Genomic DNA, 26,412 nt, shown 5'->3' with positions numbered 1-26,412 from the left:
ATTGAATTCTATATACGGCATGTGCCGAAAAGTTAACTTCCATCCCTATAGAATACAGGCAAAGGAGTCATTCATCCACGGGCATGCCCGTGGTGTTCTGGTTGCTACGCAACCCCTAAGATAAAAATGCCGCAAACGCGGCAAATTATGTGAGAATTATAATACTTTGTCTATTCTGACACTGCCATCAGCTAAATAGATCATACGAACCTGATCACCAGCCTTGAACAGCATTGAACGATCTTTTTGTTGAAGCACCATAAACTGTTCTCCGCTTTCAACCGTTAACATCAGTTCGATGAGCTCAATGGTCACTTCACGATAAGTTGGCTGTTTATCTCCAGCAATAGAAGCGCCAATGATTGCGCCTAAAATAGTGGCGATGTCTTGACCACTTCCTCCACCAAATTGATGACCTATAGCACCACCAATGATTGCACCACCAAATGTAGACCAACCAGATTGCCTATCTTCGATAAGCTCTCTTTCCGTAACATTTCTAACAGAATCAATTTTTCCAAAAAGTACTTTTTCCACAGGCACTGCTTTATTTCTATCATACTGAGATGAATGACTAGGAAAAACAAAAAGTACAAAGCAAATAAATACTAGGCTTAGGTGTTTCATTCTTGATCCTTAGTACGTTACCAACCAACAGATTGTTTAGTACGAGTTTTACGAATTTCAGTTTCATCTGCCCACTCAACTAGGCCACTTTTTAAGTCCATCAGCCTAATAGTAAACTTATAATAAACATCAGATTTATCTTTGTTGGACTTAACAATGCTTGAAAGGTTGCCATAAAGCATGTATTCAGCACCTACTTGCTGACCAAACTGCATCGCTTTACTTGGATCAACCATGCCGCTATCTTGCTGAAATTCAATTTGCGCTCGTGCTGCGTCAACACGTGTCATATCAACAAACCTAAACTTGCCAGAACGCAACAATCTAGTAGAAATTGAATCTGTAATCGACTCGGTATCAATATGTTCACTGGTCTTATTTTTAATGCGCTCAACAAATACAATAGGACGATTGTTGTTTGTCATCGTACCAACAACCGGAGACAGTAACAGTGAATCAGTCATTTCCGCTGCGACTTTTTGAAGATCGGTCGAGCCAAAGTTTATATCGGTTGTTTCCACTGCAGTTGCGTCACCGTACCTTACGACTGACTTTTGTGCGCAGCCTGCTGAAATGATCATTGTAAGTAGGCACGTTGCTAATATTTTTTTATTTTTCATAATAATTCCTTAATTAAAACTTATAAGCATTAGATGACATTGGACGAATGTAAACCTTAAAGGATTTTGCTCTGCTATTCGGCGCAACTGCTTGTAATGAAATTGACTGAAACCCATGTAACTCTAGTGGTTGCCAAGGCCTTTTTCCCGCTTCAACGGCGAAACCTTCTGGGTCAAACCATTGAAACTGGTATTGTAACTTTAACGACTTTTCATATTGACTAGATAACTCAGTGTTTACTTCAAGTAATCCGTTATTTAAGCGATTTTTCACATCACTAATGGTCAACAGTTCAGCCAATTCCGGATTATCAACTTTAAGGTAGGTTGCAGGGGGAATTTCATTAGTTAATGATTCCGCGCCAATTCCTGATGTGATTGGCGGTGGTGTTTGACACGCTTGCAAACTCAGTGCAACAACACTTGAAATAACAATAGCTTTAGCGATGGCGTTCATTAAATTCTCCTTATAAAACCACGTAGTGGCTTGTCATCTTATTGCCAATATTATTGACATAGACAATTAAAGTTTTATTTGCTTGCGCAGTAATTTGCATTGGTATCCTCTGATAGCCCGTATTAAATTCTAGTTGATGACTACCAGCAGGTAATGAAAATCTTGCCATGGTAATATCGTGTGGTAACGTTAACCATGAACGCGTATCAGCACGTTCTGAAGCTAAACTATATAGACCTGCTAATATATTACCGACATCACCCCCCTCTTTTTGCATTTTGCGGCGCATTTCTTCTTTTGCGACAATTCTTAACGCTTGTCTAGTGACCATTTCGGGTAATTGTTCTTTTAAACTTTGATTTGCAAGCGCTAATAAGTTAACAATTGATGCCGCTTGAAACTCTTGATTACCAACGCTGATATTGACCGAGGTTAGCATAGACGAACTTTGTTGATATGCTGGCAGTGCAAAACTGAAAAAGCGCATATCATTGTGTCGAGTGAAAATAGGTAAATTAACGGCCAACTCTTGCTTGGCGTTAACTAAACCTTGCTCAAAAAATACTACTACATCTGCCTGTTTGGCATTGCTGACTTGCTCCACAACACCAAACTTTTGTTCAAATTTTTCTTTCTCTTCGTTACGGCCTAACTGATTGGCCAGTCTGATCACATCTTTTTGCAAATAAAGGTTGTCAGGAAATATATCGATGGCGCGTTTGTAATCTATATATGCACTGTCTAGGTCGCCATTTGCTTCATAAAGCACACCAGATAAATAAAAGGTAAACGCATTTTGAAAACTATTTTTTATTTGACCAATAGTGTCGTCCATATTGGGGTACGAACTATATAACGATTGTAAATCTAGCCCTTTGGCCAATAACGATTCCTTGGCATCTAACAATTGTTTTTCGTACTGCTTTAATGCAGTTTCTTGCACTAAGTTTGCCCGCCTAACTTCAACCAAGGCACCTTCTAAATCACGTTGAAATAAATAGTTTAGTGCTTGATAGCTATGTAACATGGTTTGCTCATAGGCAGGAATACGATAACTAAGCGCCGAATCATTACTTACCACGGCAGATAAATTTTCAACACCACGACTTATCTGCAATTTTGCTTTTTGATTTTGTTGTTCAATCTCATTATATGCTTGAGCAAAAAGCTGCTGACTTTGTCGCCAATCTTCCATTAAGAAGGCTAAACGCCCCAACTCTAATAAGGACAAATTAAACGCATTGTGACCACTGTCAAATGCAGGCATTTGTAATTTGGCTTGTTCAAATTGGCCCATATTCACCTGAGTAACCACATCGTTCATTTGCACTGCATACCCCATAAAAAAGTCGTTAAATCGCATCGATGTGCAACCAACAGTTAAAAAGAGCAAAACAGCATTAACAATTATTTTTTTTAACGACATTCTATTGCGGTTCCCCTAACCTAGGGTGCATTGTAAATAAGGTAAAATTAACTAAAACTGAACATGGTATAACTGTCCATGAAATTCCTAAACATTATCGCAAAAACGTTTAGGAACAAGGCCATTAAAATAGAAAGCTTAGTCACTTATTGCAAGTAGTTAAGTGTAGTAAAATTGTAAATTTGGGCGAAAAAAAACTCCCTGTTGGGAGTTTTTAAAGAATAGCTTTATTTGTGTTCAACCGAAATAATTTCGTATTCCACAACACCAGCGGGGGTTTTGATTTCTACTTCAGAATCAACCGTTTTACCAATAAGGCCGCGAGCGATTGGCGAGCTTACTGAGATGCGATTGTTTTTAATATCAGCTTCGTCATCACCAACAATTTGATAAGTCACTTCTTCGTCTGTATCAATATTTAACAAAGTAACAGTAACACCAAAAATCACTTTACCTGTATTTGGAATTTTTGACACATCAATAATTTGTGCATTACCCAGTTTACCTTCAATATCTTGAATACGACCTTCACAAAAGCCTTGTTGCTCACGGGCAGCATGATACTCGGCATTTTCTTTCAGATCGCCATGTTCGCGGGCTTCAGCAATCGCTTCGATAATTTCTGGACGGCGAACACTTTTCAGATAATTCAATTCATCACGTAACGCATCGGCACCTTGCACCGTCATCGGATATTGATTCATTTTCACATTTTCCTAAAAGATAAAGGTGGTCGAAACCACCTTTATTTATTCACTTTTTGTTGTTTAATGACAATTAGCTTAACAGAACTGTCATCAATCGACAAAGTTTAGTTACGCTTTACATTGCGCATGCAATTCTTGGATTGAGCTAACCGTATTACGGTCGTCAGCGGCGTGGGCCTGACACGCAGCAAATGCTGCATTAAGCGTCGTTGTATAAGTAACTTTATATCTTAACGCACCGCCACGTAATACTTTTGAATCTTCAATCGCCTTGCGACCTTCAGTTGTATTAATGATGTAGCTATATTCACTGTTCTTAATTCTGTCAAGAATGTGAGGACGACCTTCGTGTACTTTGTTCACTAGTCGACAAGGAATATTAGCTTCACCCAAAACAACCGCTGTGCCATGAGTTGCATCAATGTCGTAACCTAATTCAACCATTTGTTTCGCCAATTCAACAACACGGTCTTTGTCACTGTTTCGAACTGAAATTAGCGCTCTACCTGATTTAGGGACAGAAACACCAGCACCTAGGTTAGCTTTTGCGTAGGCTTCTTCAAAAGTTTTACCTACACCCATTACTTCACCTGTTGAGCGCATTTCTGGGCCAACTAACGGATCACAACCGTGGAACTTGTTAAATGGAATGACCACTTCTTTCACTGAGAAATATGGTGGGATAGTTTCTTTAGTAATGCCAAGGTCAGCGAGTTTTTGACCCGCCATAACACGAGCACCGATTTTAGCTAAAGGAACCGAAGTTGCCTTTGATACAAAAGGAACTGTACGTGCAGCACGAGGGTTAACTTCGATTAAGTATACTTTACCGTCTTTAACCGCCATTTGCGTATTCATCAAGCCAACAACACCTAGCTCAAACGCTAAGTCTGTTACTTGTTTGCGCATTACGTCTTGTACTTCTTGGCTTAAGCTATATGCAGGTAGTGAACATGCTGAGTCACCTGAGTGAACACCTGCTTGTTCAATGTGTTGCATGATACCGCCTACAACAACGTTTTCGCCGTCACATAACACGTCAATGTCCACTTCGATTGCATCATCTAAGAAATGGTCAAGTAGCACTGGTGCTTCGTTAGAAACACTTACCGCTTCGTTCATGTATCGACGTAAATCTTCAATGTCGTAAACAATTTCCATTGCACGACCACCCAATACATAAGACGGGCGAACAACCAATGGGAAACCAATAGTTTCTGCTTTTACTAATGCTTCTTCTAACGATGTTACCGTTGCATTTTCAGGTTGTAATAAGCCAAGACGTTCAACCGCTTGTTGGAAGCGTTCACGGTCTTCTGCACGGTCAATCGCATCTGGTGACGTACCAATAATTGGCACACCAGCAGCTTCTAGTGCTCTTGCCAATTTAAGTGGAGTTTGACCACCGTATTGAACGATCACCCCTTTTGGCTTTTCAACACGTACAATTTCTAGTACATCTTCAAAAGTAATCGGTTCGAAATATAGGCGATCAGATGTGTCGTAATCAGTTGAAACCGTCTCAGGGTTACAGTTAACCATGATAGTTTCATAACCGTCTTCACGTAACGCTAATGCCGCGTGTACACAACAGTAGTCAAATTCAATACCTTGACCGATGCGGTTTGGACCACCACCTAAAATCATGATTTTGTCTTTGTCTGTTGGTGCAGCTTCACATTCTTCATCGTAACTTGAATACATGTATGCCGTATCAGAGCTAAACTCTGCCGCACAGGTATCTACACGCTTGTAAACTGGGAAAATTTCCGCGTTATGACGCTTTTTACGAATTTCAGCTTCGCTGACACCAATAATGTCTGCAAGTCTTGCATCGGCAAAACCTTTGCGCTTAAGGCGACGTAAGTATTCGTCGTTTAAGCCAGCCATGCCTACTTCGGCAACGTTCTTTTCTTCTAATACAATGTCTTCAATTTGTACTAGGAACCAACGATCAATTTTGGTTAAACGAAATACGTCATCTACTGTTAAACCCAGTCTAAATGCGTCGGCAACATACCAAATACGGTCAGCACCAGCTTCTTGAAGCTCATGCATGATTTTTGTTTTAGCACCTGGTTGTGTCACATCAACTTGTGGATCAAAACCAGTAGCACCAACTTCTAAGCCACGAAGTGCTTTTTGCATTGATTCTTGTTGGTTACGACCAATAGCCATCACCTCACCAACTGACTTCATTTGTGTGGTTAGACGATCTTCAGAGCCTGCAAACTTCTCAAAGTTAAAGCGTGGGATCTTAGTAACGACATAATCAATTGTTGGCTCAAATGAAGCCGGTGTAGCACCACCAGTAATGTCATTTGATAATTCGTCAAGGGTATAACCAACAGCTAACTTAGCTGCGATTTTCGCAATTGGGAAACCCGTTGCTTTTGAAGCAAGAGCAGAAGAACGAGATACACGTGGGTTCATTTCAATAATAACCACACGACCGTTATCTGGATTTACACCAAATTGTACGTTTGAACCACCAGTTTCAACACCGATTTCACGCAATACCGCCAAAGAAGCGTTACGCATGATTTGGTATTCTTTGTCCGTTAGCGTTTGAGCTGGTGCCACAGTAATTGAGTCACCCGTGTGTATGCCCATTGGGTCAAAGTTTTCGATTGAACAGACGATAATACAGTTGTCGTTTTTATCACGAACAACTTCCATTTCGTATTCTTTCCAACCAATTAGTGACTCATCAATTAACAATTCGTTTGTTGGTGACAAATCTAAACCACGAGTACAGATTTCAACAAATTCTTCACGGTTATAAGCGATACCGCCACCCGTGCCACCCATAGTAAATGAAGGGCGAATGATACAAGGGAAACCAATGCGCTCTGAAGTGGCTAATGCTTCATCTAATGTATGTGCAATTTCCGCTCTAGGTGTTTCAAGACCGATGTTTTTCATCGCTTTATCGAAACGGTTACGATCTTCTGCTTTATCGATAGCGTCAGCAGTTGCACCAATCATTTCAACATTAAACTCTTTGAGCACACCATGGCGTTCAAGGTCTAATGCACAGTTAAGTGCGGTTTGGCCACCCATTGTTGGTAAAACAGCGTCTGGGCGCTCTTTTTCAATAATGTTTCTTACTACTTCCCAGTGAATTGGCTCAATGTATGTTGCATCAGCCATTTCAGGGTCAGTCATGATAGTTGCCGGATTAGAGTTAACCAATATAACTCGGTAACCTTCTTCTCTAAGTGCTTTACAAGCTTGAGCACCTGAATAGTCAAACTCACAAGCCTGACCGATTACAATTGGACCAGCACCTAAGATTAAGATACTTTTTATGTCAGTACGTTTTGGCATAGTGTTTAAATCTCCTAATCCTGTTATTTACGTGCTTTGATTAAATCAATAAAGTGGTCAAACAATGGCGCTGCATCATGTGGACCTGGACTAGCTTCTGGATGGCCTTGGAAACTAAACGCTGGTTTGTCAGTACGATGGATACCCTGTAAAGAACCATCAAATAGCGACTTATGTGTCGTTTTTAAATTATCTGGCAGTGTATCTTCATCAACGGCAAAACCATGGTTTTGCGAGGTGATCATTACCACGTTACGGTCAAAATCTTTTACCGGATGGTTAGCACCATGATGACCAAATTTCATTTTGATTGTTTTTGCACCACTTGCTAAACCTAGTAATTGGTGTCCTAAACAAATACCAAAAATTGGAATATCTGTGTCTAAAAATGTTTTGATTGCTGTTATTGCATAATCACATGGTTCTGGGTCTCCAGGTCCATTTGATAGAAAAATACCGTCGGGATTTAGTGCTAACACTTCTTCCGCTGAGGTTTGAGCAGGCACAACCGTCAAGCGACAGCCACGATCAACTAACATACGCAAAATATTACGTTTGGCACCAAAATCATATGCAACTACGTGAAAATCTAACTTTTCTGGAGAAACATGACCTTCTCCTAATTGCCAACTTCCTTCGGTCCATTGATAACTTTCAGAGGTAGAAACAACTTTCGCTAAGTCCATACCTTTTAAACCAGGAAATTCTTTAGCGTTAGACAATGCAAGGGCTTCATCTAAATTATCGCCAGCGATAATACAACCATTTTGCGCACCTTTCTCACGTAAAACACGAGTTAATTTGCGCGTATCAATGTCGGCGATACCAACGATATTATTTTTGACCAAATAGTCAGAAAGTGACATTTCATTTCTGAAATTACTGGCTAGCAAAGGTAGGTCTCTTATTACCAAACCTTTAGCCCAAATTGTACCAGACTCTTCATCTTCCGAGTTTGTACCAGTATTGCCAATGTGAGGATATGTAAGGGTGATAATTTGTTCTGCATATGAGGGGTCTGTTAGTATTTCTTGGTAACCAGTCATTGAAGTATTAAAAACTACTTCACCGACGGCCGCCCCTTCTGCACCAATAGCGGTGCCCTTAAATATTGTGCCGTCTTCCAGCACTAAAATGGCAGATTTAGTCAATTTAACCTCCGAAAAGAAGAAATAAATCTTAATGTTAACCAAGCTCTACTTGGTGTAAATTAAGCGCGAAAGTTGTTCAATAATCCGTCGTAATGCCTGCAAATAGCAAATTTTAGACAAATTCCGCGCATTTTACGCTTATCTTATATAAACGTAAAGCCTAAATTTATAAAAATTAGACTTTAAAGTCGTTTTTCACGTTAAAGCCTCAAAAACAACAATTTTCTCAAAATTGTCATTATTTATTTTAAGCCTAAAACATCCTGCATATCATAAAAGCCAGGCTTTGCTTTACTTAACCAAGTTGCAGCTCGCATTGCCCCAACAGCAAAGGTCATGCGGGTTGACGCCTTATGTGTTATTTCAATTCTTTCACCCAAGTCAGCAAAGAACGCAGTGTGCTCACCGACGATATCGCCTGCTCTAACGGTTGCAAAACCTATGGTGTCTTTGGCACGCTCTTCAGTGATACCTTCTCGACCATATACAGCTACTTTATCTAAGTCGCGCCCTAATGTATCAGCAATCACCTGCCCCATTTTCATCGCAGTACCGGATGGGGCATCTTTCTTAAAGCGATGATGTGCTTCAAAAATTTCAATATCGGTATCATTACCAATCGCCTTGGCCGTCATCTCTAGTAACTTAAACATCAAATTAACACCAATACTGGTATTGGGAGCTAAAATTACTGGAATATCACTAGCAAAAGCTTGAATCCGCTCTATTTCTTCTGCATTAAAGCCAGTCGTTCCAATAACAATTGCTTTGTTATGCGCTTTACACCAGGCTAAATGCTCAAATGTTGATTCAATAGAAGTAAAGTCTATAAACACATCAGCGGCAAGTAAGGCATCTAATTCACTGGTGGCATGCAAGTTTATTTTACCAATCGCAGCAAGTTCACCTAAGTCAATTTGGTTAAATGAAGAGTTGGAGCGCACACTGCCTCCCACGAGGGAAATGCTGTCATGTTCATGCGCTGCTTGTATTAAATTTCTACCCATTCGGCCACTACAGCCCAAAATTGCAACTTTTATCGTCATGTTTATCGAATTCTCGTTTTTTATTTGTATAAATCTGTTATTTCAATTGTGTTAACAAAGGTTTTCAGTTGGTCATTTTCATGTGAAATCACATGCCTAAATGCAACTTTATCTTGTTTTATCTCAATGTGATAAAACGCACAGAAATCTGCAAAAATTTGCTTATCATGGTTTTTAAATTGCCAATGCGCGCAGGCAATGTATTGGTTTGTATTAAGCTGCTCGTAACTTAATGAGCAAATATCAATATTCTGTGTTTGTGATTGCTCGATCTGCTTCAATATTTCTGTAATAACCTCGTCAAGCTCCATTGACTGGCGAATAAACTTAACCTCAGTTGGTGTACTTAACGAACACGGCAAAAAGTAAGTATTACTTATGGCAGCTTTATCAGCTCGCTTAAATGCGGCGAGATAAGATGCAAACAAATTGGTGATAGCTTGATGATCAGTCATTTAATAATCCGTATAAAAAAGCCGGGGACAACCCGGCTTTTCAATGCTATTAGCTAATAATGTCCAACAGCTCAACGTCAAATACTAACGCTGCATATGGAGGAATTGCACCGTGAGAACCACGCTCTCCATAAGCTAAGTGATAAGGAATATGTAAACGCCATTTTGAACCGACAGGCATCAATTGAAGTGCTTCAGTCCAACCTTTGATTACACCGCCCACAGGAAACTCTGCAGGTTGACCACGATCATAAGAGCTATCAAAAACGTCACCATTAATGAATGTACCGTGGTAGTGTGTGCGAACAGTGCTTTGAGCAGTAGGCTTTTCACCGTCACCTTGAGTGATTACTTCGTATTGTAATCCAGACTCTAAAACAGTGATTTCTTCACGCTTAGCATTTTCTGCTAAATAAGCTTCACCTTCAGCTGATTTTTCTTTAGCAGCGGCTTGCTCTTGCTCTTGTAACTTTTTAGAAACTACTGAAAAAGCTTCGTTTAGATCTGCATCAGATACTTGGCTTTCAGCACCAGCTAATGCATCTGCTAGACCTGCTTGTACAGCAGTAACATCAAACTCTTTAAATGGGTTATTACGTAATTGATCACCTAGTTGACGACCTACACCGTAGCTTACACGCTGTTCAATTGTTTCGAATTGTTTTTCAGACATATCACTCACTTTACACTGAAATCTATTAATTAGATTATGCTATTTAAAATTGGCGCAAATCATAGCATAAGTAGGCGCTCGACTGTAGTGTCGATTCAATAGAATTTTACATATGCTATTCATTTTTATCTTTGCTTAAAATTTGCTCCTTAGTGTGAAGTGCTCTAAGTTAACGTGATATAATCGTGGACTTTTATTTAAAACGCTTTATTGTGAAACCTTTAGCGTAATCAACACAAAATTAAAACATGATAGACCAAAAAAACGCTACTCAACCTAAAGCCAACCTGTTGAGTTTATTGCCATTTGCCGTGTTTCTCGGCCTATTTTTAGGTACAGGTATTGTCCTAACATTGCAAGGTGTCGACTTTGCTTTTTATCAGTTGCCAGCCAGTATCGCCATCATTCCAGCCATAATATTTGCTATTTGGTTAGGAAAGAAATCGACTACTGAGCAGATTTCTCAATTCATCAATGGCGCTGGCCATCCCAATATTATCACCATGTGCATTATCTATTTGCTAGCAGGTGCTTTTGCCACAGTGGCCAAAGCAACAGGTAGTGTTGATGCAAGTGTACAATTAGGATTATCGCTATTTCCTGACTATTTGCTTTTACCTGGACTATTTTTAGTTGCCGCTTTTATTTCAACTGCTATGGGCACTTCCATGGGGACAATCGCGGCGATAGCACCTATTGCGCTCGGTTTTACAGAAAATACAGGGATTGATGCCAGTCTTATCGCTGGGGTCATTATTTCGGGTGCTATTTTTGGTGATAATTTATCAATTATTTCAGATACCACTATCGCATCTACCCGCTCTCAAGGGGCACATATGAAAGACAAGTTCAAAGTGAACTTTAAATTTGCTGTGCCTGCGGCTTTAGTCTGTGTCGTTATTTTTTCCAGCATGGGTGTCACTATGCCAGAAATATCAGCCGAAGAGCTTAACGTGATTGGTTTACTACCTTACATAGTTATCTTAGTGTTAGCTCTGAGTGGGTTAAATGTATTTTTGGTACTGTTAATAGGTATTATACTCGCTGCTGGTGTAGGTATGTGGCAACAGGCATATGATTTGTCCACTTGGGTAAAGGACGTAAATCAAGGCTTTGCTAATATGCAGGACCTGTTTATTTTGGCACTATTTATCGGTGGTTTGAGTGAGCTTATCAAACAGCAAGGAGGGTTATCTGCCCTGACTGCTTTTATTGAAAAATTCGCTAGAAAGCTTAACCCAAATAATCATAAAAGAGCAGCAGGACTGGGAATTGGTAGCTTGGCATTTTTATGTAACTTTTTTACAGCTAATAATACAGTCTCTATTATTGTCACGGGTGATACGGCTAAAGACCTGGCTAACGATGGAGATCTATCACCAGCACATTCTGCCAGCTTACTCGACATTTTTGCCTGTATTAATCAGGGTTTATTACCCTATGGTGCTCAAGCATTACTGTTAGGGACTACCTTAAAAATTTCCCCAATCGACGTTGTGAGTTACGCTTTTTATCCGATGATTCTTTTTGTTGTTGCAATAATTGCCTTTTGGCGAATTACCAAAAACTAAACGATTAAAAACAAAAATCCCCGTCAATTGACGGGGATTTTTTTATCTACATTTTATTTAGTTTAATTTTAACAACCCACAACCGTTATTTACAAAATTGTGCAAATTAAAACGTGGAGTTCTCACTAAATAAAGCTTTGTCAGCAGCTCTATAAACCTCTAAATGATAAACCTGGTTCAACTACTTCAAATATTGCATTTAGTACTTGTGACGATAGTGGGTTTCCGTCTTTATCTAAAATAGTGACAGAAGTTTGTTCATCACCTTCACCATGGCTTTGCAAGATAAATTGATATTTATCATCATCTAGCTCAATGACAGGAACTTCATCGCCCCAGAGCATATCCCAAAGCCCAATATTTGGTTTAACAAAGTCAACGTAATAAATTTTCTTCGACTCATTTAAATCAGAAACAGTGAACCCATGATCTTCAAAAAAGATAGGCATGTTTGACCAAAGTAAATCAATTTCCATTTCAACGATATAAGCTGGTTGATTGTCGGCATTCTCACCGATAGAAACTAATTTTTGATTAGCTCGCAATAAACGATTTTCTTTGGCTTGTTTACGATACTTGTAATCAACTTGAGAAACAATTTCATTAAGCATTGCAATTTCTGCTCGCTGCTTATCAATGAGATCGATATCAGATGACTTACCCTGTTCATCAGTTTTTATATAGTCAACCAATGACACCATTAAAGCGACACTGCGCCCGTGCGGTTTTGATTCAAATGTATAACGATATCTGTAGTTTTCTTGTGATGTTACATCTTTAAACAACCAACCCGATTCTTTGGTTACGTTATACCATTGAGATTCATAAATGCCATTTTCAGCATCAATCACGTCAAGAGTTACGCCATCACCTGCTAGCTGTTCTTCAAGCGCAGTCAACAAAAAGGATTTAAGTTCAACATCATCAAGGGCTTGATCAAACCATATTTTTGCTTCTGAATTTGTAGATTCAACACGAGTAGAAGCCGCTACTGGTAAAACCAGAGAAGGAGCACGAACGTCGACATTTTCTCCTACAGGCCCCTGATGATTAATATCGTTAGAAATAGCATAATCATCGTAGCGTTTAGGGGCTTTCATACCTTGCGGAATAGTTAGATTTTTTGCTTCTTGCTTTTCGGCATACTCAAAGTCACCAATAGCTTGTTTTTTATTTGTGTTACTACAGCCTGAAATAGCAATTGCTACCAGTGAAAAATAAAAAAACTTACGGTTCATTAATACTCCTGACTATTCACTTGAACATTACTTGATTTAATCAAGTGAATTCATAGATACCTTGCCTAAAACAAAGTTCATTTTATATTCTTATATTTGCGCTACATGGTACTGTGGCCTGTTTGCAAACTCAAGGAATAATATGCTTTTGAGCTAGCCTTTATCCCTAGATAAATAAAGTACAAGCTTTAATAGGCCACCGCCTAGCTTTCCATCAGCAAAGTCAGAGTATTTTTCTTGCGTGCAAACGTAAAGCACCAATAATTAACCTTAATTTTAATTCATGCACATTATGATAGGATGCAAGCAACTCAGAATTAAGCTACAATGTCGCCCCTTTTCTGTATATGTAGGATAAACATGTCGCAATACCTTGTGCTTACCGTAATGGGCCCAGATCGAACTGGTAGCGTTAGTAATTTAACTAAGCTGGCAACTGAATGTGGTTGTAACATTGTGGACAGCAGAATGGCAATATTTGGTTTAGAGTTTACCATGATCATGCTACTTCAAGGTTCAGCTAAATCCATCAATCAACTGGAGAGTAAACTCCCTGCTGTAGCCATCAAACGTGAGCTCATCACCATGATGAAACGTACGTCTGATTACAAAGTTCAAGACTTTAATGATCATTATCAAGTTGAATATGCAGGTATTGACCAACCGGGTGTCCTAAAGGCGGTTACGGCATTCTTTGCGACCCGCAACATTGACATTTCTTCTTTAAAATCAGAAATCAACCCTGAAAATAATCAAACAAGTGCCATGATTCATATTGCATTGAATGATGAAATGTCGATAGAAGAACTTGAAAAAGAATATTTCGCATTATGTGAACAGATCGATGTTCAAGGCCGTATAACAAAAGCAACAAAGACTTCATTATAAAAGGATAAATTCCCATGAATACACTATCAGTTGGAGATGCAGCTCCGCAATTTACCTTATTGGATGAAAACGAAAACGCCGTTAACCTAGCAGACTACATTGGTAAAAAATTAGTGTTAGTTTATTTCTATCCAAAAGCAATGACGCCGGGTTGTACTGTTCAAGCACAAGGCTTACGCGATAGTAAATCAGCACTAGACAACGAAAACGTTGTGGTTTTTGGTATCAGCCCTGATGCGCCTAAGCGTTTAAAAAAGTTTTGTGAACGTGATGAATTAAACTTTACTCTATTGTCTGATGAAGATCACAAGGTTGCTGATGACTTTGGTGTTTGGGGCCTTAAAAAGTTTATGGGTAAAGAATACGACGGTATCCATCGCTTAAGTTTTTTAATTGGTTTAGACGGAAAAATTATCCATGTATTTGATAAGTTTAAAACCAAAAATCATCATGACGTTGTTTTAGAAGTGTTAAAAGAGCTTAACTCTTAAAATTTAAATGATAAAAAAAGCAGCGATAAGCTGCTTTTTTTTATCATAACTTTCGGCTACTTGCTTTGTAGTTCTTCTAAATGCTCTACGCTGGGCCACGCATTTAACACGGCTTTAACTAGTGTAGCTAAAGGTATTGCAAAAAACACACCCCAAAATCCCCATAAGCCGCCAAACAAAATAACCGCGATGATAATTGTCACTGGGTGTAAGTTAACCGCTTCAGAAAACAATAATGGTACAAGTAGATTGCCATCTAGTGCTTGAATAATGCCGTAAGCAAGCATCACATAACCAAATTCAGGTCCTATGCCCCATTGAAATAACGCAACTAACATTACAGGAAGAGTCACTAAGGTTGCACCGACATAAGGGACTAATACCGATAAACCAACCAAAACCCCTAAAAGAACAGCGTAATTAAGATCTAAAAATATAAAGGTAACGGTTGAAACCGCCCCTATGATAATAATCTCAATCACCTTTCCACGAATATAGTTCATTATTTGTTGATTCATTTCATCACCAACTTGAGCGGCCATTTTGCGTTCTTTTGGTAAATATGACGCTAGGCTAGATATTAGCTCCTTTTTATCTTTTAAAAAGAAAAACATCATGATTGGTACAAGGATCAAGTATATCAATAAAGCAACTAAATCAGAGATTGAGTTTAATGAAGCTTGAACAACGACTTGGCCCCATTCAATAAATTTGTCACTGACAACACTAATTAATGATTGAATTTGCTCTTTTTGTATTAACTCTGGATACTTTTCCGGTAACGTCATCAGATAAGTTTGCCCTTGGGCAAACCAAGTAGGCGCTTCCTGGACTAAATTACTCGTCTGTTGCCAAATGGTTGGCAAAAGGCCCAACATAGCAAACAGCGACAAACCGACAAACATAGTTACTACAATCACTGTTGCCCATGTTCGCCCCAGTCCTAAATTCGATAAACGGTTAACTGGCAAGTCAAGCAAAAAAGCCAAAGTAATCGCGACAAACACAGGCATTAACAAGCTACTAAGAAAATAAACGCTCAAAAATGCAATTAATAGAATAATTGCAAGCGTTACGGCTTGTGGATCTGAAAATTTTTGTTTGTACCACTGAGAAATAAACGAAACCATACGTCACTTACCTATTGTTATATGAAGTTCAACACAACCGTCGTCATGTGATGTGGAAGTAAAATAATAACCTTTCTCTGTTAAATATTTTGGAATATCCCTTGTTGAGCCAGAGTCTTTTAAAATAACAATACAACTGTCTGTTTTGTCCATTTTTTTCAATAATAAGCGCGTTTGCACTAATGGAACAGGACATCTATCACTAGCGCCATCATACCGATAAATCATTAGGAAAATACATAACTTTACTTTCGTTTGATTATCTAATTTGCGACAATTGATTACAATAACCGAGAAGATATTATTTATTCTAAGGAAGTAGTTAAATGGTAGATACTTCACTAGCATCAGACTTAAAACAAATTGGAGCGTTAAAAAAGAAAATTACTTGGGGCGAAGTCCCTGCGATTTTCCAGATGTCTTATTATGCGCTAAGTGAGCTAGACGGCATTCTAAAGCACGGATTTGAAAGTGCATTTCGAACTGTTCTAAATGTGAACCATTGGAATCTAAAGTTATTGGGAGCATATCAAGACAGTAAAGGGAATTTACAAGTTAAAGTTAAACCGCAAATAACTTTAAAACACGTATACAATGAAGAGTCGTACGAGCTTCATTGCTTTCCGATGGTTAATGGAGAGCGGGTACATTATGCTCTGCATGAATCTCCTGATTGTCCATTTATTCATTGGACACCAGAAACAATGCAAATGTTGTTTAGAGTAAAAAATTTAGTAAATTTCATTAGTTATGCCTTTAGAAATGCCGATGAAGCAGATCTTGCATTGATTAAATTTGCCCATGTTAAAATTAATGAATTAATTGGTCGTTTGGGTGAATCATTTGAGATTGTTGACGTCATAGGATATAACGTTGCACAGTTTTGCAAAGAATTAAACGCTAGAAAAAATAGCGGGAATTACCAAGAACTGTTTACTAATTAAGATATTATTTACGGATACTACATTGTTTAAATCCAAACCATGGATAACAGCATTTACACTTTCGATTGCTTTACATATTCCTCTTTTAAGTGCGAGTCAAAGCACCGATAGAAATAAACTACCCACCATTGGCGCGGCGGGTGCAAGTGTGTTGTCTATCGAAAAAGAGCGACAAATTGGCGATGCCATGATGCGACAAATCATGGCAACTCAACCTGTTGTTAATGATCCTGTGTTAGAAGAATACATTAACGACCTAGGTAATCGTATGGTACGAAATGCCGATAACGTTCACTACAAATTTAACTTTTTCCTTGTTAATAATAGAGAGTTAAATGCCTTTGCTTTTTTTGGTGGAAATATTGGCATACATACTGGTTTGTTAACAACAGCATCCACGGAAAGTGAATTAGCGTCAGTTGTTGCTCACGAAATTTCACACGTAACTCAGCGACATCTCGCAAGAAGAATAGAAGCACAAAGTCAATCTCAGTCACTTACCATGGCTGGGCTAATTTCAGGCGTATTGCTAACAATTGTTAATCCTACTGTAGGTATGGCTGCACTTAGTACAAGTATGGCAGCTAGCCAACAGGCCAGTATAAATTACACAAGAGGTAATGAAAAAGAAGCTGATCGTGTTGGTATAAGATTACTAGCTGACAGCGGTTTTGACCCAATGGGGGCTCCGCAGTTTTTTGGAAAAATGGCAGAGAAATATCGCTATGTTAGTAAGCCGCCAGCCATGTTATTGACCCACCCATTACCAGAAGCTCGGATAACTGATGTTAGGGCTAGAGCACAAATTTATCCACAAAAACAAGTTGCACCTAATCTCCCCTTCCATTTGGCAAAAGCGAGAATAGAAGCACGTTACCAAGGCGACGCCAAAGAAAATATAAAACATTTTCAGTATCGAATAGAGAAAAACCACTATACATTTATCGAAGCCGCAGAATATGCTCTAGCGGTTGCTTATTTTGAAAACAAAGATTATAGGAAATCTGAAGATATTTTGTTACGCCTGCAAAAGTCTGCTCCAAATAATTTATTTTATGCCGACGTTTTGACAGATATCTATATCAACACAGAACAGTTTGATAAAGCTTTAACTATGTTAAGTCGCTTGAACAAGCTTATGCCAAATAACAAGGTAGTTGCTTTAAACTATGCCAATGCCCTTTATAAATCAGGGTCATACGAGCTAGCAGCAACAGTATTACAAGATTTTATCATTTTAAATCCTCAATATTTGTTGGCGCATGACTTATTGACTGATATTTATCGCAAACAAGGTAAGGTGGCACTGATGCATATTACCCAAGCAGAGGTATACGCACTACTTGGTGGCTTTACACGCGCAGTTGACGAGCTGCAAACTGGGTATAACTTTGCCGATGACCAACCACTGATCAAAAAGCGTATTAAAGCCCGAATAATTCAATTTCAAGAACAAGATGAAAAACTTAAACGTTTAGCAAACTAGGAAAACTATGTTAACTATTTATCACAACCCAAGATGTTCAAAAAGCAGACAAACACTTCAACTATTAGAAGAAAATGGCCAACAAGTTGAGGTTATCGAATATCTTAAAACGCCTCTAACTCGTGGACAAATTGAAGCGTTGTTAAAAGCTTTATCTGTCGAGCCAATTGAAATGATGCGTATAAAAGAAGATGAGTTTAAGGAGCAAAACTTGAAAGGCGCCGATAACGATACATTAATCGATGCAATGGTTAACACGCCCAAATTGATTGAACGTCCTATCGTAGTCAAAGGCGACAAAGCTGTTATTGGACGCCCTCCAGAGAACGTACTAAGCCTTATTTAAGATACAGATGAAGAGAACATTTTCTACTCAAACACATAAAAAAATAGCCTTAGCTGGCTATTTTTCATTGTTAGTTTATATGCCACTATGGTTAATCGTGATTAATCCGTCAGACGGTTTGTCACCCATTACTAATTTAATTTTCTTCACCTTACCTTTGCTTTTTCCACTAAAAGGCTTAGTGAAAGGAAACCCTTACACCTTCGCTTGGTCGAATTTTATAGTTATGTGGTATTTTTTACATGGCCTAACCACAGTCTGGGTGTCTGAATCAGATATTCTATGGGCAAGTTTAGAATTGCTCTTTGCCACCATGATGTTTGTATCGGGTACCTATTATGCTAAGTACCGAGGCCAAGAGCTTGGCTTAAGCATTAGAAAAAAGAAGAAAAGCTAAAAAACACACATGACTGTTAACAACTGGTTAACAGTCATGTTAATATCACAGTACTTTAATTCAACTGGTACAATATGTGATGAAAAAAACAATAATTACTATGTCGCTAGCACTAGCGTTGTCAGCATGTGGCGGCGGAGGCAGTTCATCTTCTGCAAAGCCAACTCCTACTACACCTACCCCGACCACTCCTGCAAAAGCAGAACCAAGCATCTTACAAACTGAAAGTTCGATATCAATTGGTCAGGCGACAGAGTTAGTATTATTCTCTCCCGATTATGAAGTAAACAACGTTCAATGGACACAAACATCCGGTCCAGAATTGGAATTTTACGCCGCCAATAGTAAGGTTGTTGGTTTTACACCTGAACAAGCAGGAAGTTATAGTTTTGATGTTAAATTTTCTCAATCTGGCGCAGGCAAGACACTGTCGATAAGTTTTGATGTTCAAGATACCGCTCATCGCTTAGTCGCAAGACTTGGTCACGCTGTCGTTGAAGGAAATGGTGTATCACTAATCGCTTTTGCTAACAAAAAAATTGAAGATAATAGTGTTACATTATCTTCTCTAACTTGGCAGCAAACAGGTGGCCCTTCAGTAACTTTAACCGACAGTGATACGAATGGTAAATCTGCCATCTTTTTTGATGCACCTTCTGTAGATAAAGATACTATTGTAAAGTTTAAAGTGTCAGGGAAAGCCAATGGTGAAGATGTTTCAGATGAAGTTACGGTATTAATCGAACAGAGTAGTAAGAATGTCCCTTCCGACAGAACTCGCTACCCATTTACGGATCGTGTTACCAATGTATTTTTATATAACGCTGACTCACCAGCGGGTCAAAAGCTAATAGACTGTGTTTACTCTAACGCCGCTAGTTATGCTAATTCTTGTAACTTTAATCAAACACCACTGATTGCACACGAAGTAGACGGTACACCTACTGTTGATCAAATTATGGATCGCGTTGTGGTATCACATAAATGGATGGGTGATCAGTTTAAAAAATTCCTTGAAACTTATGATAATGAACATCATGATTTTAAAAATTTATTAAGAGCAACCACTGCTATTGTATTGTCATACGATGTCAGACCTTCCTTCTACCATCCATATACGGGTGCAATTTACTTAGATCCAAGTGATTTATGGGTAACACCTGCACAGCGAGATACCATTAACCAAGCACCAGATTATCGCGCTGGCTTTGGTAGTTCACTGCAATTTGAAATCCCTTCACGCTATGTAAAAGATAATGACTACGCTAGTTACTACTTTCCAATTAGTGAACGACTAGATCGTGAACTTTCAGATTCGCTGTATGATTTCGCTTCACTACTTTACCATGAGCTTGCGCATGCGAATGACTATTTCCCATCAACAGCTTGGAATGCAACAGAAAATTCGAATACAACTTTCTTAAGTCATGTAAACGCTTTGTTTAATAACAAAGCTATTCAATCTGATGACTTACAACGTTTTACCCCCTTAGACCCTAATTGGGATTCTGAAGACGCAAACGATAAGAGTGAAATGACTAAACTAGGTCAAGTACGCTTCCAGGGGGTTACGGCTAATGAAACTCAAAAAGCCTATACAATGAGCGATGTCGCGAATATGTTTAAAGTAGAGGGTGCCACTGCTTTTTACAACTACAGTTCAACACGTGAAGACTATGCCATGCTGTTTGACGGCTTTATGATGAAAGTACGTTATAACATCGACCGAGATGTTGCAGTAAGTGACCAAGAGTATCATCAAATCGCTTGGGGTCAACGCGGTAGATTTGGTGAGAATTGGATAAGACCACGTGTTGAGTTTGTCTCGAATCGCATTTTGCCAGAATTCACTGATGCGACCGGCATCATTGCTAATTTACCGCAACCTACATTGTTAGATGCAAACAAAACATGGCGTAACAGTATTCAAGTTGCATCACAAAGCCCAGCTAAGAATACAAGTGTGGCGAAAAAACTTTTAAAACAAGCTAAAGCAACAAACAGTAAGTTAATTCCTGTTGATGGCAGAACCCCACATACTGCACGTAAGTTTATCTATTAATCTTGATTGGTTAATAAAACTTCTTTAATAAAGGGAATAGTGATGCGTCGCTGTTCCCTTATTGATTCTTTATCTAGTAAATCGAGCGCTTTAATCAAACTTGTCATGTCTCTATCAAGTCGAGCCATCATAAAGCGAGCAACGTCATCACCAATCAATAATCCACGTTGCTGTGCTCGGTATTGAATAGCGATAAGTTTTTCTTCATCAGATAACGGTTTTAGCTGGGCAACATAGCCCCAACTCAACCTTGAAGCGAGGTCAGGTAAAGATACAGACAATTCAACAACTGCCCTGTCACCAGACAAAATTAAACGCTTATTTTGCTCAATAATGCGATTATACAAATCAAATATTGCTCGTTGCCATTGAGCATCGTGCAGAACTAAGTGAATATCATCTAGGCAAACAACATCGATAGCTTCTAAGCCATCTAACATATCAACAGATAAATTTTCATACTCGCTAAATGATAAACATACTGCTGTCATATTTAACTGATTGGCATAAACACAACTAGCGTGTAATAAGTGGGACTTACCAACACCTCGGCCACCAAATAAATAAAAACCGTGAATGACTGAAGTCAGCAATTGCTGCTGTGCGATGAAACCACTTAATAACCTCAATTCCGCATCATTAGTATCAGATTGATAACTATCAAATGTTTCATCATCAGGTAATTGTATAGATAAAGTTAATTGTGAAGTCTGCGTCACTTGGGTTCCCAATAGAACAACGGCACGCCTTGTTTAGACGCTGGATCTAACGGATCATAAAATCGTCGTAAAGCTTTATGAAGTTTTAATGAGTCCAAAAATGCTTGTTCTGTTCCTAACAAAGATAAACTAAAACGGCGGTTTTGCCCCTTAGCATTAACTAATTTAACCGCCTGAACAGAAGAAAGTTCAGCTAAAAACTTGCTGATTTGCGCATATTTGGCCATAGAGTCTACATTGCCAATATCTACCAAATATTCTCTATTAACATTGGCTTGCAACGCATATTGTTGCGCTAACATATCGGCTATGTCGCCCAAAGCCTTATTTATTAACCCTTCTTTGGAGTCGCCATAGTAAGTTTCGCTAAACTCTTGAATACTCTCATAAGAAGTCATTGAAACAAAACTCCAATCTAGCGCAAATTGGGGAGCACAAACGTCAAAACATTGTTCTTGCGCAGTGAGTTGTTCAGCTGATAACAAACTATTATCAGAAACACGAACAGTAACGATTGCCTCTGGAGAGTAGCGCATTGAAGCGTATCGTATTGGAGATGTAAAACGCCCCCAAACATCTGCCGTTTGAATTTGCTGATTATCTTCCAAATCCATCAGCGGCATTACAATAGGCAAACCTCTATTTTTGTTAACTTGTTTAATTTCGTCCACCATAGCTGATTGCTCATTAGCACCAACAATGATTCTTTGTAACCCCTGCTCTTCAATTAACCAGAGCACCAATTGAGGTCTTAAACTCCCCCATATAGGCAAACCAGCTTCAACGAGTGAATTGTTTATCTTATTTTCATTGAAGGTGATCACTAATTTGATCTGTTGTTGCTTGCGCTCGTATCGAAAATTATCAATATAAGCAGAATATTTACGTCGCTCATCTTTGAGGTAACTATTTTGCAACGCATTTTGCTGACCAGAAACTTTAACAAACACAAGATCTAGCGCTTCTTTAGCCGCGGATTCACGGTGTTCTGCACGTTGTGACGGGACGTTTACACTTGCTGTATAAAGGTCGACAACTTCAACGGCAAATGCATTATTTGCCGCGAATAAACCCAGTAAGCTCAATAAATAAATATACCAATTGCGCATTGTCAAAAATGAAGAGATTATTTTCATAACCATTATCTTACCATAAGTCATAAAAGTGCGGCATGCCTAAATCAAGCGAGCTAAAAAAAATTTTGCGAAAAGATTCTCAGCAAGCTTTTGCACTGGTAGAATACGCACACTTTTCGCGCCGTGTTTAAACGGCCACTAAATTAACGGTACATATGAGGTTTCGCCCGTGAGTGAGCAAAAACAATCACTAAGTTATAAAGATGCAGGTGTTGATATTGATGCAGGTAATGCACTTGTTGAAAACATTAAAGGTGCGGTAAAACGTACAACACGCCCAGAAGTAATGGGTGGCTTAGGTGGTTTTGGCTCTGTGTGTCAACTACCAACAGGTTACAAAGAACCTGTATTAGTAGCAGGTACTGACGGCGTTGGTACAAAACTTCGCTTAGCTATTGATTTAAATAAACACGATACCGTTGGTATTGATTTAGTGGCAATGTGTGTAAACGATCTTATTGTGCAAGGTGCTGAGCCATTATTCTTCTTAGATTACTACGCAACAGCTAAATTAGATGTTGCCGTGGCTTCTTCAGTCGTAGAAGGTATCGCTGAAGGTTGTGTTCAATCAAACTGTGCACTAGTTGGTGGCGAAACGGCTGAAATGCCCGGTATGTACCACGCAGGCGATTATGACATTGCTGGTTTCTGTGTTGGTGTTGCCGAAAAGTCACGCATTTTAGATGGCAGCAAAGTAGCTGCTGGCGACCAGTTAATCGCTTTAGGTTCTTCAGGCGCACATTCAAATGGTTACTCTTTAATTCGTAAAGTTCTTGAAGTAAACAACACTGATACCAATGAACTTTTAGATGATAAATCAATTGGTGATCACTTATTAGAACCAACGAAAATCTATGTTAAGTCTGTATTGGAGCTTCTAAAACAAGTTGATGTTCACGCGTTATCTCATATTACTGGCGGTGGTTTCTGGGAAAATATTCCACGTGTTTTACCTGAAAGTGCACAAGCTGTAATTAAAGGTAACTCTTGGCAATGGCCGGTTATTTTTAACTGGTTACAGGAAAACGGTAATATCACAACACATGAAATGTACAGAACATTTAACTGTGGTGTTGGCATGATCATCGTAGTACCAGCTGATCAAGTTGAACAAAGTTTAGCTATCTTAAAAGATAACGGCGAAAACGCTTGGCACATCGGCGAAATCGCTGAACGCAATGATGGCGCTGATCAAGTAATCATTAACGAGGAATAAAACCTAAATGGGTGCTCGAATCCTCGTTTTAATATCGGGCAGTGGCTCTAACTTGCAGGCAATTATTGACGCAAGCCAAGAGTCACAATATCCCGGTGACGTTATTGGCGTTATCTCCAATAAAGCCGATGCTTATGGACTTGTTCGCGCTGAAAATGCTGCAATTCCACATAGCGTTTTATCACATAAATCGTTTGCATCACGTGAAGAATACGACAATGCATTAATAGAGATGATTAATGGTTATCAACCAGACTTGATTGTCCTTGCTGGATTTATGCGAATCTTGACTGAAAACTTTGTTAACACTTTTTCAGGAAAATTATTGAACATTCACCCATCTTTGTTGCCAAAGTATCAAGGGCTGAACACACACCAGCGTGCGATTGACGCTGGCGATGATACCCATGGTGTCAGTGTTCATTTTGTTACAGAAGAGCTTGATGGCGGTCCCGTTATTTTGCAAGCTAAAGTGCCTGTTTTTCCAGAAGACACTGCCGAGCTATTGGCTCAGCGTGTGCACGAGCAAGAGCATAGAATCTATCCACTGGTAGTGAGCTGGTTTTGCTCTGGTCGTTTAAAAATGGAAAATGACAAGGCCTGGCTTGATAATACGGTGTTACCTGTCTCAGGTTATGCAAGTGAAGAATAACAACAATTTGGTGGAATTATGATCAAAACTCTATGTTACTGTACTGGTATTTATTTACTCTCTATACCTGCTTTTGCGCAAGAACAAGCAGTGAAAGAAACTACAAAAAGCATAGAGTTACCATCTTTTAAAGCAGAGTATACTATTTTACACAAATCCTCACCTGTCGGAACAGGTGTTAGAGAGTTAAAGTATTTACCAGATGGCTCTGCCCATTACAGCTATACAACAGATATAGAATGGTTAATTTTTTCAGATAAACGCCATGAAGAATCATTTATTCAATTAAATAATGGCCAAGCGACGCCTAGCCGTTACATATACACTCGTGAAGGCACGGGGAAGGATAAATCAAACGAATGGCGTTATGATATTGAAAAGAATACTGCAACGGATGTAGAAAAAAACAAATCTATTTCAATAAAATTTCCAAAGAATATCCAAGACAAATTAAGCTACCATTTACAAAATCGATTAGACCTTATTGCTAACCCTAATCAAAAGCACTTTGTTTATCCTGTAATTTCTACATCTGGTAGCGTGAAAAATTATGTTTATCAGTATGACGGCGAAGAAGATATTATGCTGCCATACGGATTAGTAAAAACGATTAGATTAAAGCGTGAAGTTTTAGAGAAAAAACGTGTTACCTACGCTTGGTTTGCACCAGAGCTAAACTTTTTATTGGTAAAACTCTATCAAGCAAAAAGTGGCAACGAGCAATTTGAAGCTCAGCTAAACAAAGTATCATTTAACCAAGCTACTCCAGAAAACAACTAACCTTCTAGAAAGTTTGAGCAGGAGGGATACGCTCTTCTGCTTCTGTTTGCCCGCAAGCTATTGACACGCCCAACTTAAACAAGTGCCACTGACCGCAAGACATTTTGTGCCAAGATTCATCGTTAGTTAACGGGCGTGTTGCAATTACAGTCACTATGTCGTTAGCAGTCGTCACTTGTTGAAAATCTACACACATTTCTGCGTCAATCAAACTCGCTTCACCAAAAGGTGCTTTACGCGTAATCCAATGAAGGTTGTTTGAACAATATGCAAATAGATGATCACCGTCGCTTAAAATCAAATTAAACACACCAAGTTGATTAATACGTTCACATAATTTGGCAACGTAACTAAATAACACCTTTTCATCAGGCTCTTTTTCAGCAAACTCAATATGAAGTTGATCTAAAATCCAGCAAAATGCGTGTTCACTATCTGTTGTGCCAATGGGAATATGATATTTAATTTTAAGTTGTGTTAAGTGATCAGCTAACTGACCATTATGTGCGTAGGTCCAGTTCTTTCCCCACATTTGTCTGACAAACGGGTGAGTATTTTCCAAACAAACAGCACCTGAGTTAGCTTGCCTAATATGACAAACGACCGCTTCACTTTTTATTGGATAATTAGTCACCAACTCAGCAATTGGCGAATGTGCGCTAGGCAAAGGATCTTTAAAACTACGACACCCTTTCCCTTCATAAAAAGTAATACCCCAGCCGTCTTTGTGCGGGCCCGTATTGCCCCCACGTTGCATTAAACCAGAAAAACTAAAACAAATATCTGTTGGCACGTTGGCGCTCATCGCCAGTAATTCACACATATAAAGTACATTGAATAGGCAAAATCTATAGTAATTGTAAC

27 protein-coding genes are annotated in these 26,412 nt (G+C 38.9%); 11 read left to right on the top strand and 16 right to left on the bottom strand.

Annotation, left to right across the window (positions count from 1 at the left end; genetic code table 11):
* Window positions 1-156 precede the first annotated feature (156 nt).
* From IE199_RS17315 to bamJ, 10 genes are all read right to left on the bottom strand, one after another.
* On the bottom strand, window positions 157-627 hold the full coding sequence (locus IE199_RS17315) for an outer membrane lipoprotein (RefSeq protein WP_189773080.1): 471 nt from the start codon (window positions 625-627) through the stop codon (window positions 157-159).
* Window positions 628-644: 17 nt separating this feature from the next.
* Entirely contained in the window at window positions 645-1,247 is a 603-nt protein-coding gene (gene lpoB / locus IE199_RS17310; protein WP_189773078.1) for a penicillin-binding protein activator LpoB, read from the bottom strand.
* A gap of 13 nt (window positions 1,248-1,260) precedes the next feature.
* The gene (locus IE199_RS17305) at window positions 1,261-1,704 is read right to left on the bottom strand and encodes a YcfL family putative periplasmic lipoprotein (RefSeq protein WP_189773076.1); all 444 of its coding nucleotides are present in this window, start codon (window positions 1,702-1,704) and stop codon (window positions 1,261-1,263) included.
* Between the two features lie 10 nt (window positions 1,705-1,714).
* Entirely contained in the window at window positions 1,715-3,130 is a 1,416-nt protein-coding gene (locus IE199_RS17300) for a COG3014 family protein (protein ID WP_189773074.1), read from the bottom strand.
* A gap of 227 nt (window positions 3,131-3,357) precedes the next feature.
* A complete protein-coding gene (gene greA / locus IE199_RS17295; protein WP_189773071.1) occupies window positions 3,358-3,834 on the bottom strand; it encodes a transcription elongation factor GreA in 477 nt (158 codons plus the stop codon).
* Window positions 3,835-3,945: 111 nt separating this feature from the next.
* Window positions 3,946-7,167 carry a carbamoyl-phosphate synthase large subunit gene (carB, locus tag IE199_RS17290; protein ID WP_189773069.1) on the bottom strand — a complete coding sequence of 1,074 codons (3,222 nt, stop codon included), beginning with the start codon at window positions 7,165-7,167 and terminating at the stop codon, window positions 3,946-3,948.
* A 23-nt stretch (window positions 7,168-7,190) separates the two neighbouring features.
* Window positions 7,191-8,318, bottom strand: coding sequence for a glutamine-hydrolyzing carbamoyl-phosphate synthase small subunit (gene carA, locus IE199_RS17285; RefSeq protein ID WP_189773061.1), 1,128 nt, complete (start codon window positions 8,316-8,318; stop codon window positions 7,191-7,193).
* 242 nt (window positions 8,319-8,560) lie between these two features.
* Window positions 8,561-9,364 carry a 4-hydroxy-tetrahydrodipicolinate reductase gene (dapB, locus tag IE199_RS17280; protein WP_189773053.1) on the bottom strand — a complete coding sequence of 268 codons (804 nt, stop codon included), beginning with the start codon at window positions 9,362-9,364 and terminating at the stop codon, window positions 8,561-8,563.
* Between the two features lie 20 nt (window positions 9,365-9,384).
* Entirely contained in the window at window positions 9,385-9,819 is a 435-nt protein-coding gene (locus tag IE199_RS17275; protein WP_189773051.1) for a DUF6841 family protein, read from the bottom strand.
* 49 nt (window positions 9,820-9,868) lie between these two features.
* Entirely contained in the window at window positions 9,869-10,492 is a 624-nt protein-coding gene (gene bamJ, locus IE199_RS17270; protein WP_189773050.1) for a BamJ family beta-barrel-assembly machinery protein, read from the bottom strand.
* Between the two features lie 248 nt (window positions 10,493-10,740).
* On the opposite strand from bamJ, the gene IE199_RS17265 reads away from it, so the two are divergent.
* The gene (locus IE199_RS17265) at window positions 10,741-12,063 is read left to right on the top strand and encodes a Na+/H+ antiporter NhaC family protein (RefSeq protein WP_229854801.1); all 1,323 of its coding nucleotides are present in this window, start codon (window positions 10,741-10,743) and stop codon (window positions 12,061-12,063) included.
* Window positions 12,064-12,212: 149 nt separating this feature from the next.
* On the opposite strand, the gene bamC is transcribed toward IE199_RS17265, so the two are convergent.
* Window positions 12,213-13,301, bottom strand: a complete 1,089-nt coding sequence (gene bamC / locus IE199_RS17260) for an NlpB/DapX family lipoprotein (RefSeq protein ID WP_189773048.1) — start codon at window positions 13,299-13,301, stop codon at window positions 12,213-12,215.
* Window positions 13,302-13,661: 360 nt separating this feature from the next.
* Between bamC and IE199_RS17255 the strand changes: the two genes are divergently transcribed.
* Together IE199_RS17255 and bcp are read left to right on the top strand one after the other, a co-directional pair.
* The gene (locus IE199_RS17255) at window positions 13,662-14,189 is read left to right on the top strand and encodes a glycine cleavage system transcriptional repressor (RefSeq protein ID WP_189773046.1); all 528 of its coding nucleotides are present in this window, start codon (window positions 13,662-13,664) and stop codon (window positions 14,187-14,189) included.
* Window positions 14,190-14,203: 14 nt separating this feature from the next.
* Window positions 14,204-14,680 carry a thioredoxin-dependent thiol peroxidase gene (gene bcp / locus IE199_RS17250; RefSeq protein ID WP_189773044.1) on the top strand — a complete coding sequence of 159 codons (477 nt, stop codon included), beginning with the start codon at window positions 14,204-14,206 and terminating at the stop codon, window positions 14,678-14,680.
* Between the two features lie 56 nt (window positions 14,681-14,736).
* On the opposite strand, the gene IE199_RS17245 is transcribed toward bcp, so the two are convergent.
* Together IE199_RS17245 and IE199_RS17240 are read right to left on the bottom strand one after the other, a co-directional pair.
* Window positions 14,737-15,810, bottom strand: coding sequence for an AI-2E family transporter (locus IE199_RS17245; protein ID WP_189773042.1), 1,074 nt, complete (start codon window positions 15,808-15,810; stop codon window positions 14,737-14,739).
* Between the two features lie 3 nt (window positions 15,811-15,813).
* A complete protein-coding gene (locus IE199_RS17240) occupies window positions 15,814-16,038 on the bottom strand; it encodes a sulfurtransferase TusA family protein (RefSeq protein ID WP_189773040.1) in 225 nt (74 codons plus the stop codon).
* A gap of 98 nt (window positions 16,039-16,136) precedes the next feature.
* Here IE199_RS17240 and IE199_RS17235 point away from each other — a divergent pair, with 98 nt between their 5' ends.
* From IE199_RS17235 to IE199_RS17215, 5 genes are all read left to right on the top strand, one after another.
* Window positions 16,137-16,754: a hypothetical protein gene (locus IE199_RS17235; RefSeq protein ID WP_189773038.1), complete on the top strand. Its 618-nt coding sequence runs from the start codon at window positions 16,137-16,139 to the stop codon at window positions 16,752-16,754.
* A gap of 22 nt (window positions 16,755-16,776) precedes the next feature.
* Complete coding sequence (bepA, locus tag IE199_RS17230; RefSeq protein WP_229854800.1) at window positions 16,777-18,240, top strand: beta-barrel assembly-enhancing protease; 1,464 nt, start codon at window positions 16,777-16,779, stop codon at window positions 18,238-18,240.
* Between the two features lie 7 nt (window positions 18,241-18,247).
* The gene (arsC, locus tag IE199_RS17225; RefSeq protein ID WP_189773036.1) at window positions 18,248-18,586 is read left to right on the top strand and encodes an arsenate reductase (glutaredoxin); all 339 of its coding nucleotides are present in this window, start codon (window positions 18,248-18,250) and stop codon (window positions 18,584-18,586) included.
* A 7-nt stretch (window positions 18,587-18,593) separates the two neighbouring features.
* Window positions 18,594-18,983 carry a DUF2069 domain-containing protein gene (locus IE199_RS17220; protein ID WP_189773034.1) on the top strand — a complete coding sequence of 130 codons (390 nt, stop codon included), beginning with the start codon at window positions 18,594-18,596 and terminating at the stop codon, window positions 18,981-18,983.
* A gap of 79 nt (window positions 18,984-19,062) precedes the next feature.
* On the top strand, window positions 19,063-21,045 hold the full coding sequence (locus IE199_RS17215; RefSeq protein WP_189773032.1) for a hypothetical protein: 1,983 nt from the start codon (window positions 19,063-19,065) through the stop codon (window positions 21,043-21,045).
* Here the strand turns inward: IE199_RS17215 and hda are convergent.
* Together hda and IE199_RS17205 are read right to left on the bottom strand one after the other, a co-directional pair.
* On the bottom strand, window positions 21,042-21,764 hold the full coding sequence (hda, locus tag IE199_RS17210; protein WP_189773030.1) for a DnaA regulatory inactivator Hda: 723 nt from the start codon (window positions 21,762-21,764) through the stop codon (window positions 21,042-21,044). The genes IE199_RS17215 and hda overlap by 4 nt on opposite strands.
* Window positions 21,761-22,900: a DUF2066 domain-containing protein gene (locus IE199_RS17205; protein WP_189773028.1), complete on the bottom strand. Its 1,140-nt coding sequence runs from the start codon at window positions 22,898-22,900 to the stop codon at window positions 21,761-21,763. The genes hda and IE199_RS17205 overlap by 4 nt, the downstream gene beginning before the upstream one ends.
* Before the next feature lie 169 nt (window positions 22,901-23,069).
* On the opposite strand from IE199_RS17205, the gene purM reads away from it, so the two are divergent.
* From purM to IE199_RS17190, 3 genes are read left to right on the top strand one after another with little or no spacing between them, the layout of a single operon-like run.
* Window positions 23,070-24,116: a phosphoribosylformylglycinamidine cyclo-ligase gene (gene purM / locus IE199_RS17200; protein WP_189773026.1), complete on the top strand. Its 1,047-nt coding sequence runs from the start codon at window positions 23,070-23,072 to the stop codon at window positions 24,114-24,116.
* 7 nt (window positions 24,117-24,123) lie between these two features.
* A complete protein-coding gene (purN, locus tag IE199_RS17195) occupies window positions 24,124-24,768 on the top strand; it encodes a phosphoribosylglycinamide formyltransferase (protein WP_189773024.1) in 645 nt (214 codons plus the stop codon).
* A gap of 18 nt (window positions 24,769-24,786) precedes the next feature.
* Entirely contained in the window at window positions 24,787-25,548 is a 762-nt protein-coding gene (locus IE199_RS17190) for a DUF3108 domain-containing protein (RefSeq protein WP_189773022.1), read from the top strand.
* 4 nt (window positions 25,549-25,552) lie between these two features.
* Here IE199_RS17190 and IE199_RS17185 read toward each other — a convergent pair whose 3' ends face one another.
* Window positions 25,553-26,371: a class II glutamine amidotransferase gene (locus IE199_RS17185; protein WP_189773020.1), complete on the bottom strand. Its 819-nt coding sequence runs from the start codon at window positions 26,369-26,371 to the stop codon at window positions 25,553-25,555.
* Window positions 26,372-26,412 lie beyond the last annotated feature (41 nt).

It is taken from the genome of Thalassotalea marina (assembly GCF_014656435.1).
GTDB lineage: Bacteria > Pseudomonadota > Gammaproteobacteria > Enterobacterales > Alteromonadaceae > Thalassotalea_C > Thalassotalea_C marina.
The sequence above is the reverse complement of the archived record's forward strand: the minus strand, read 5'-3'. Positions and strand labels throughout refer to the sequence as shown.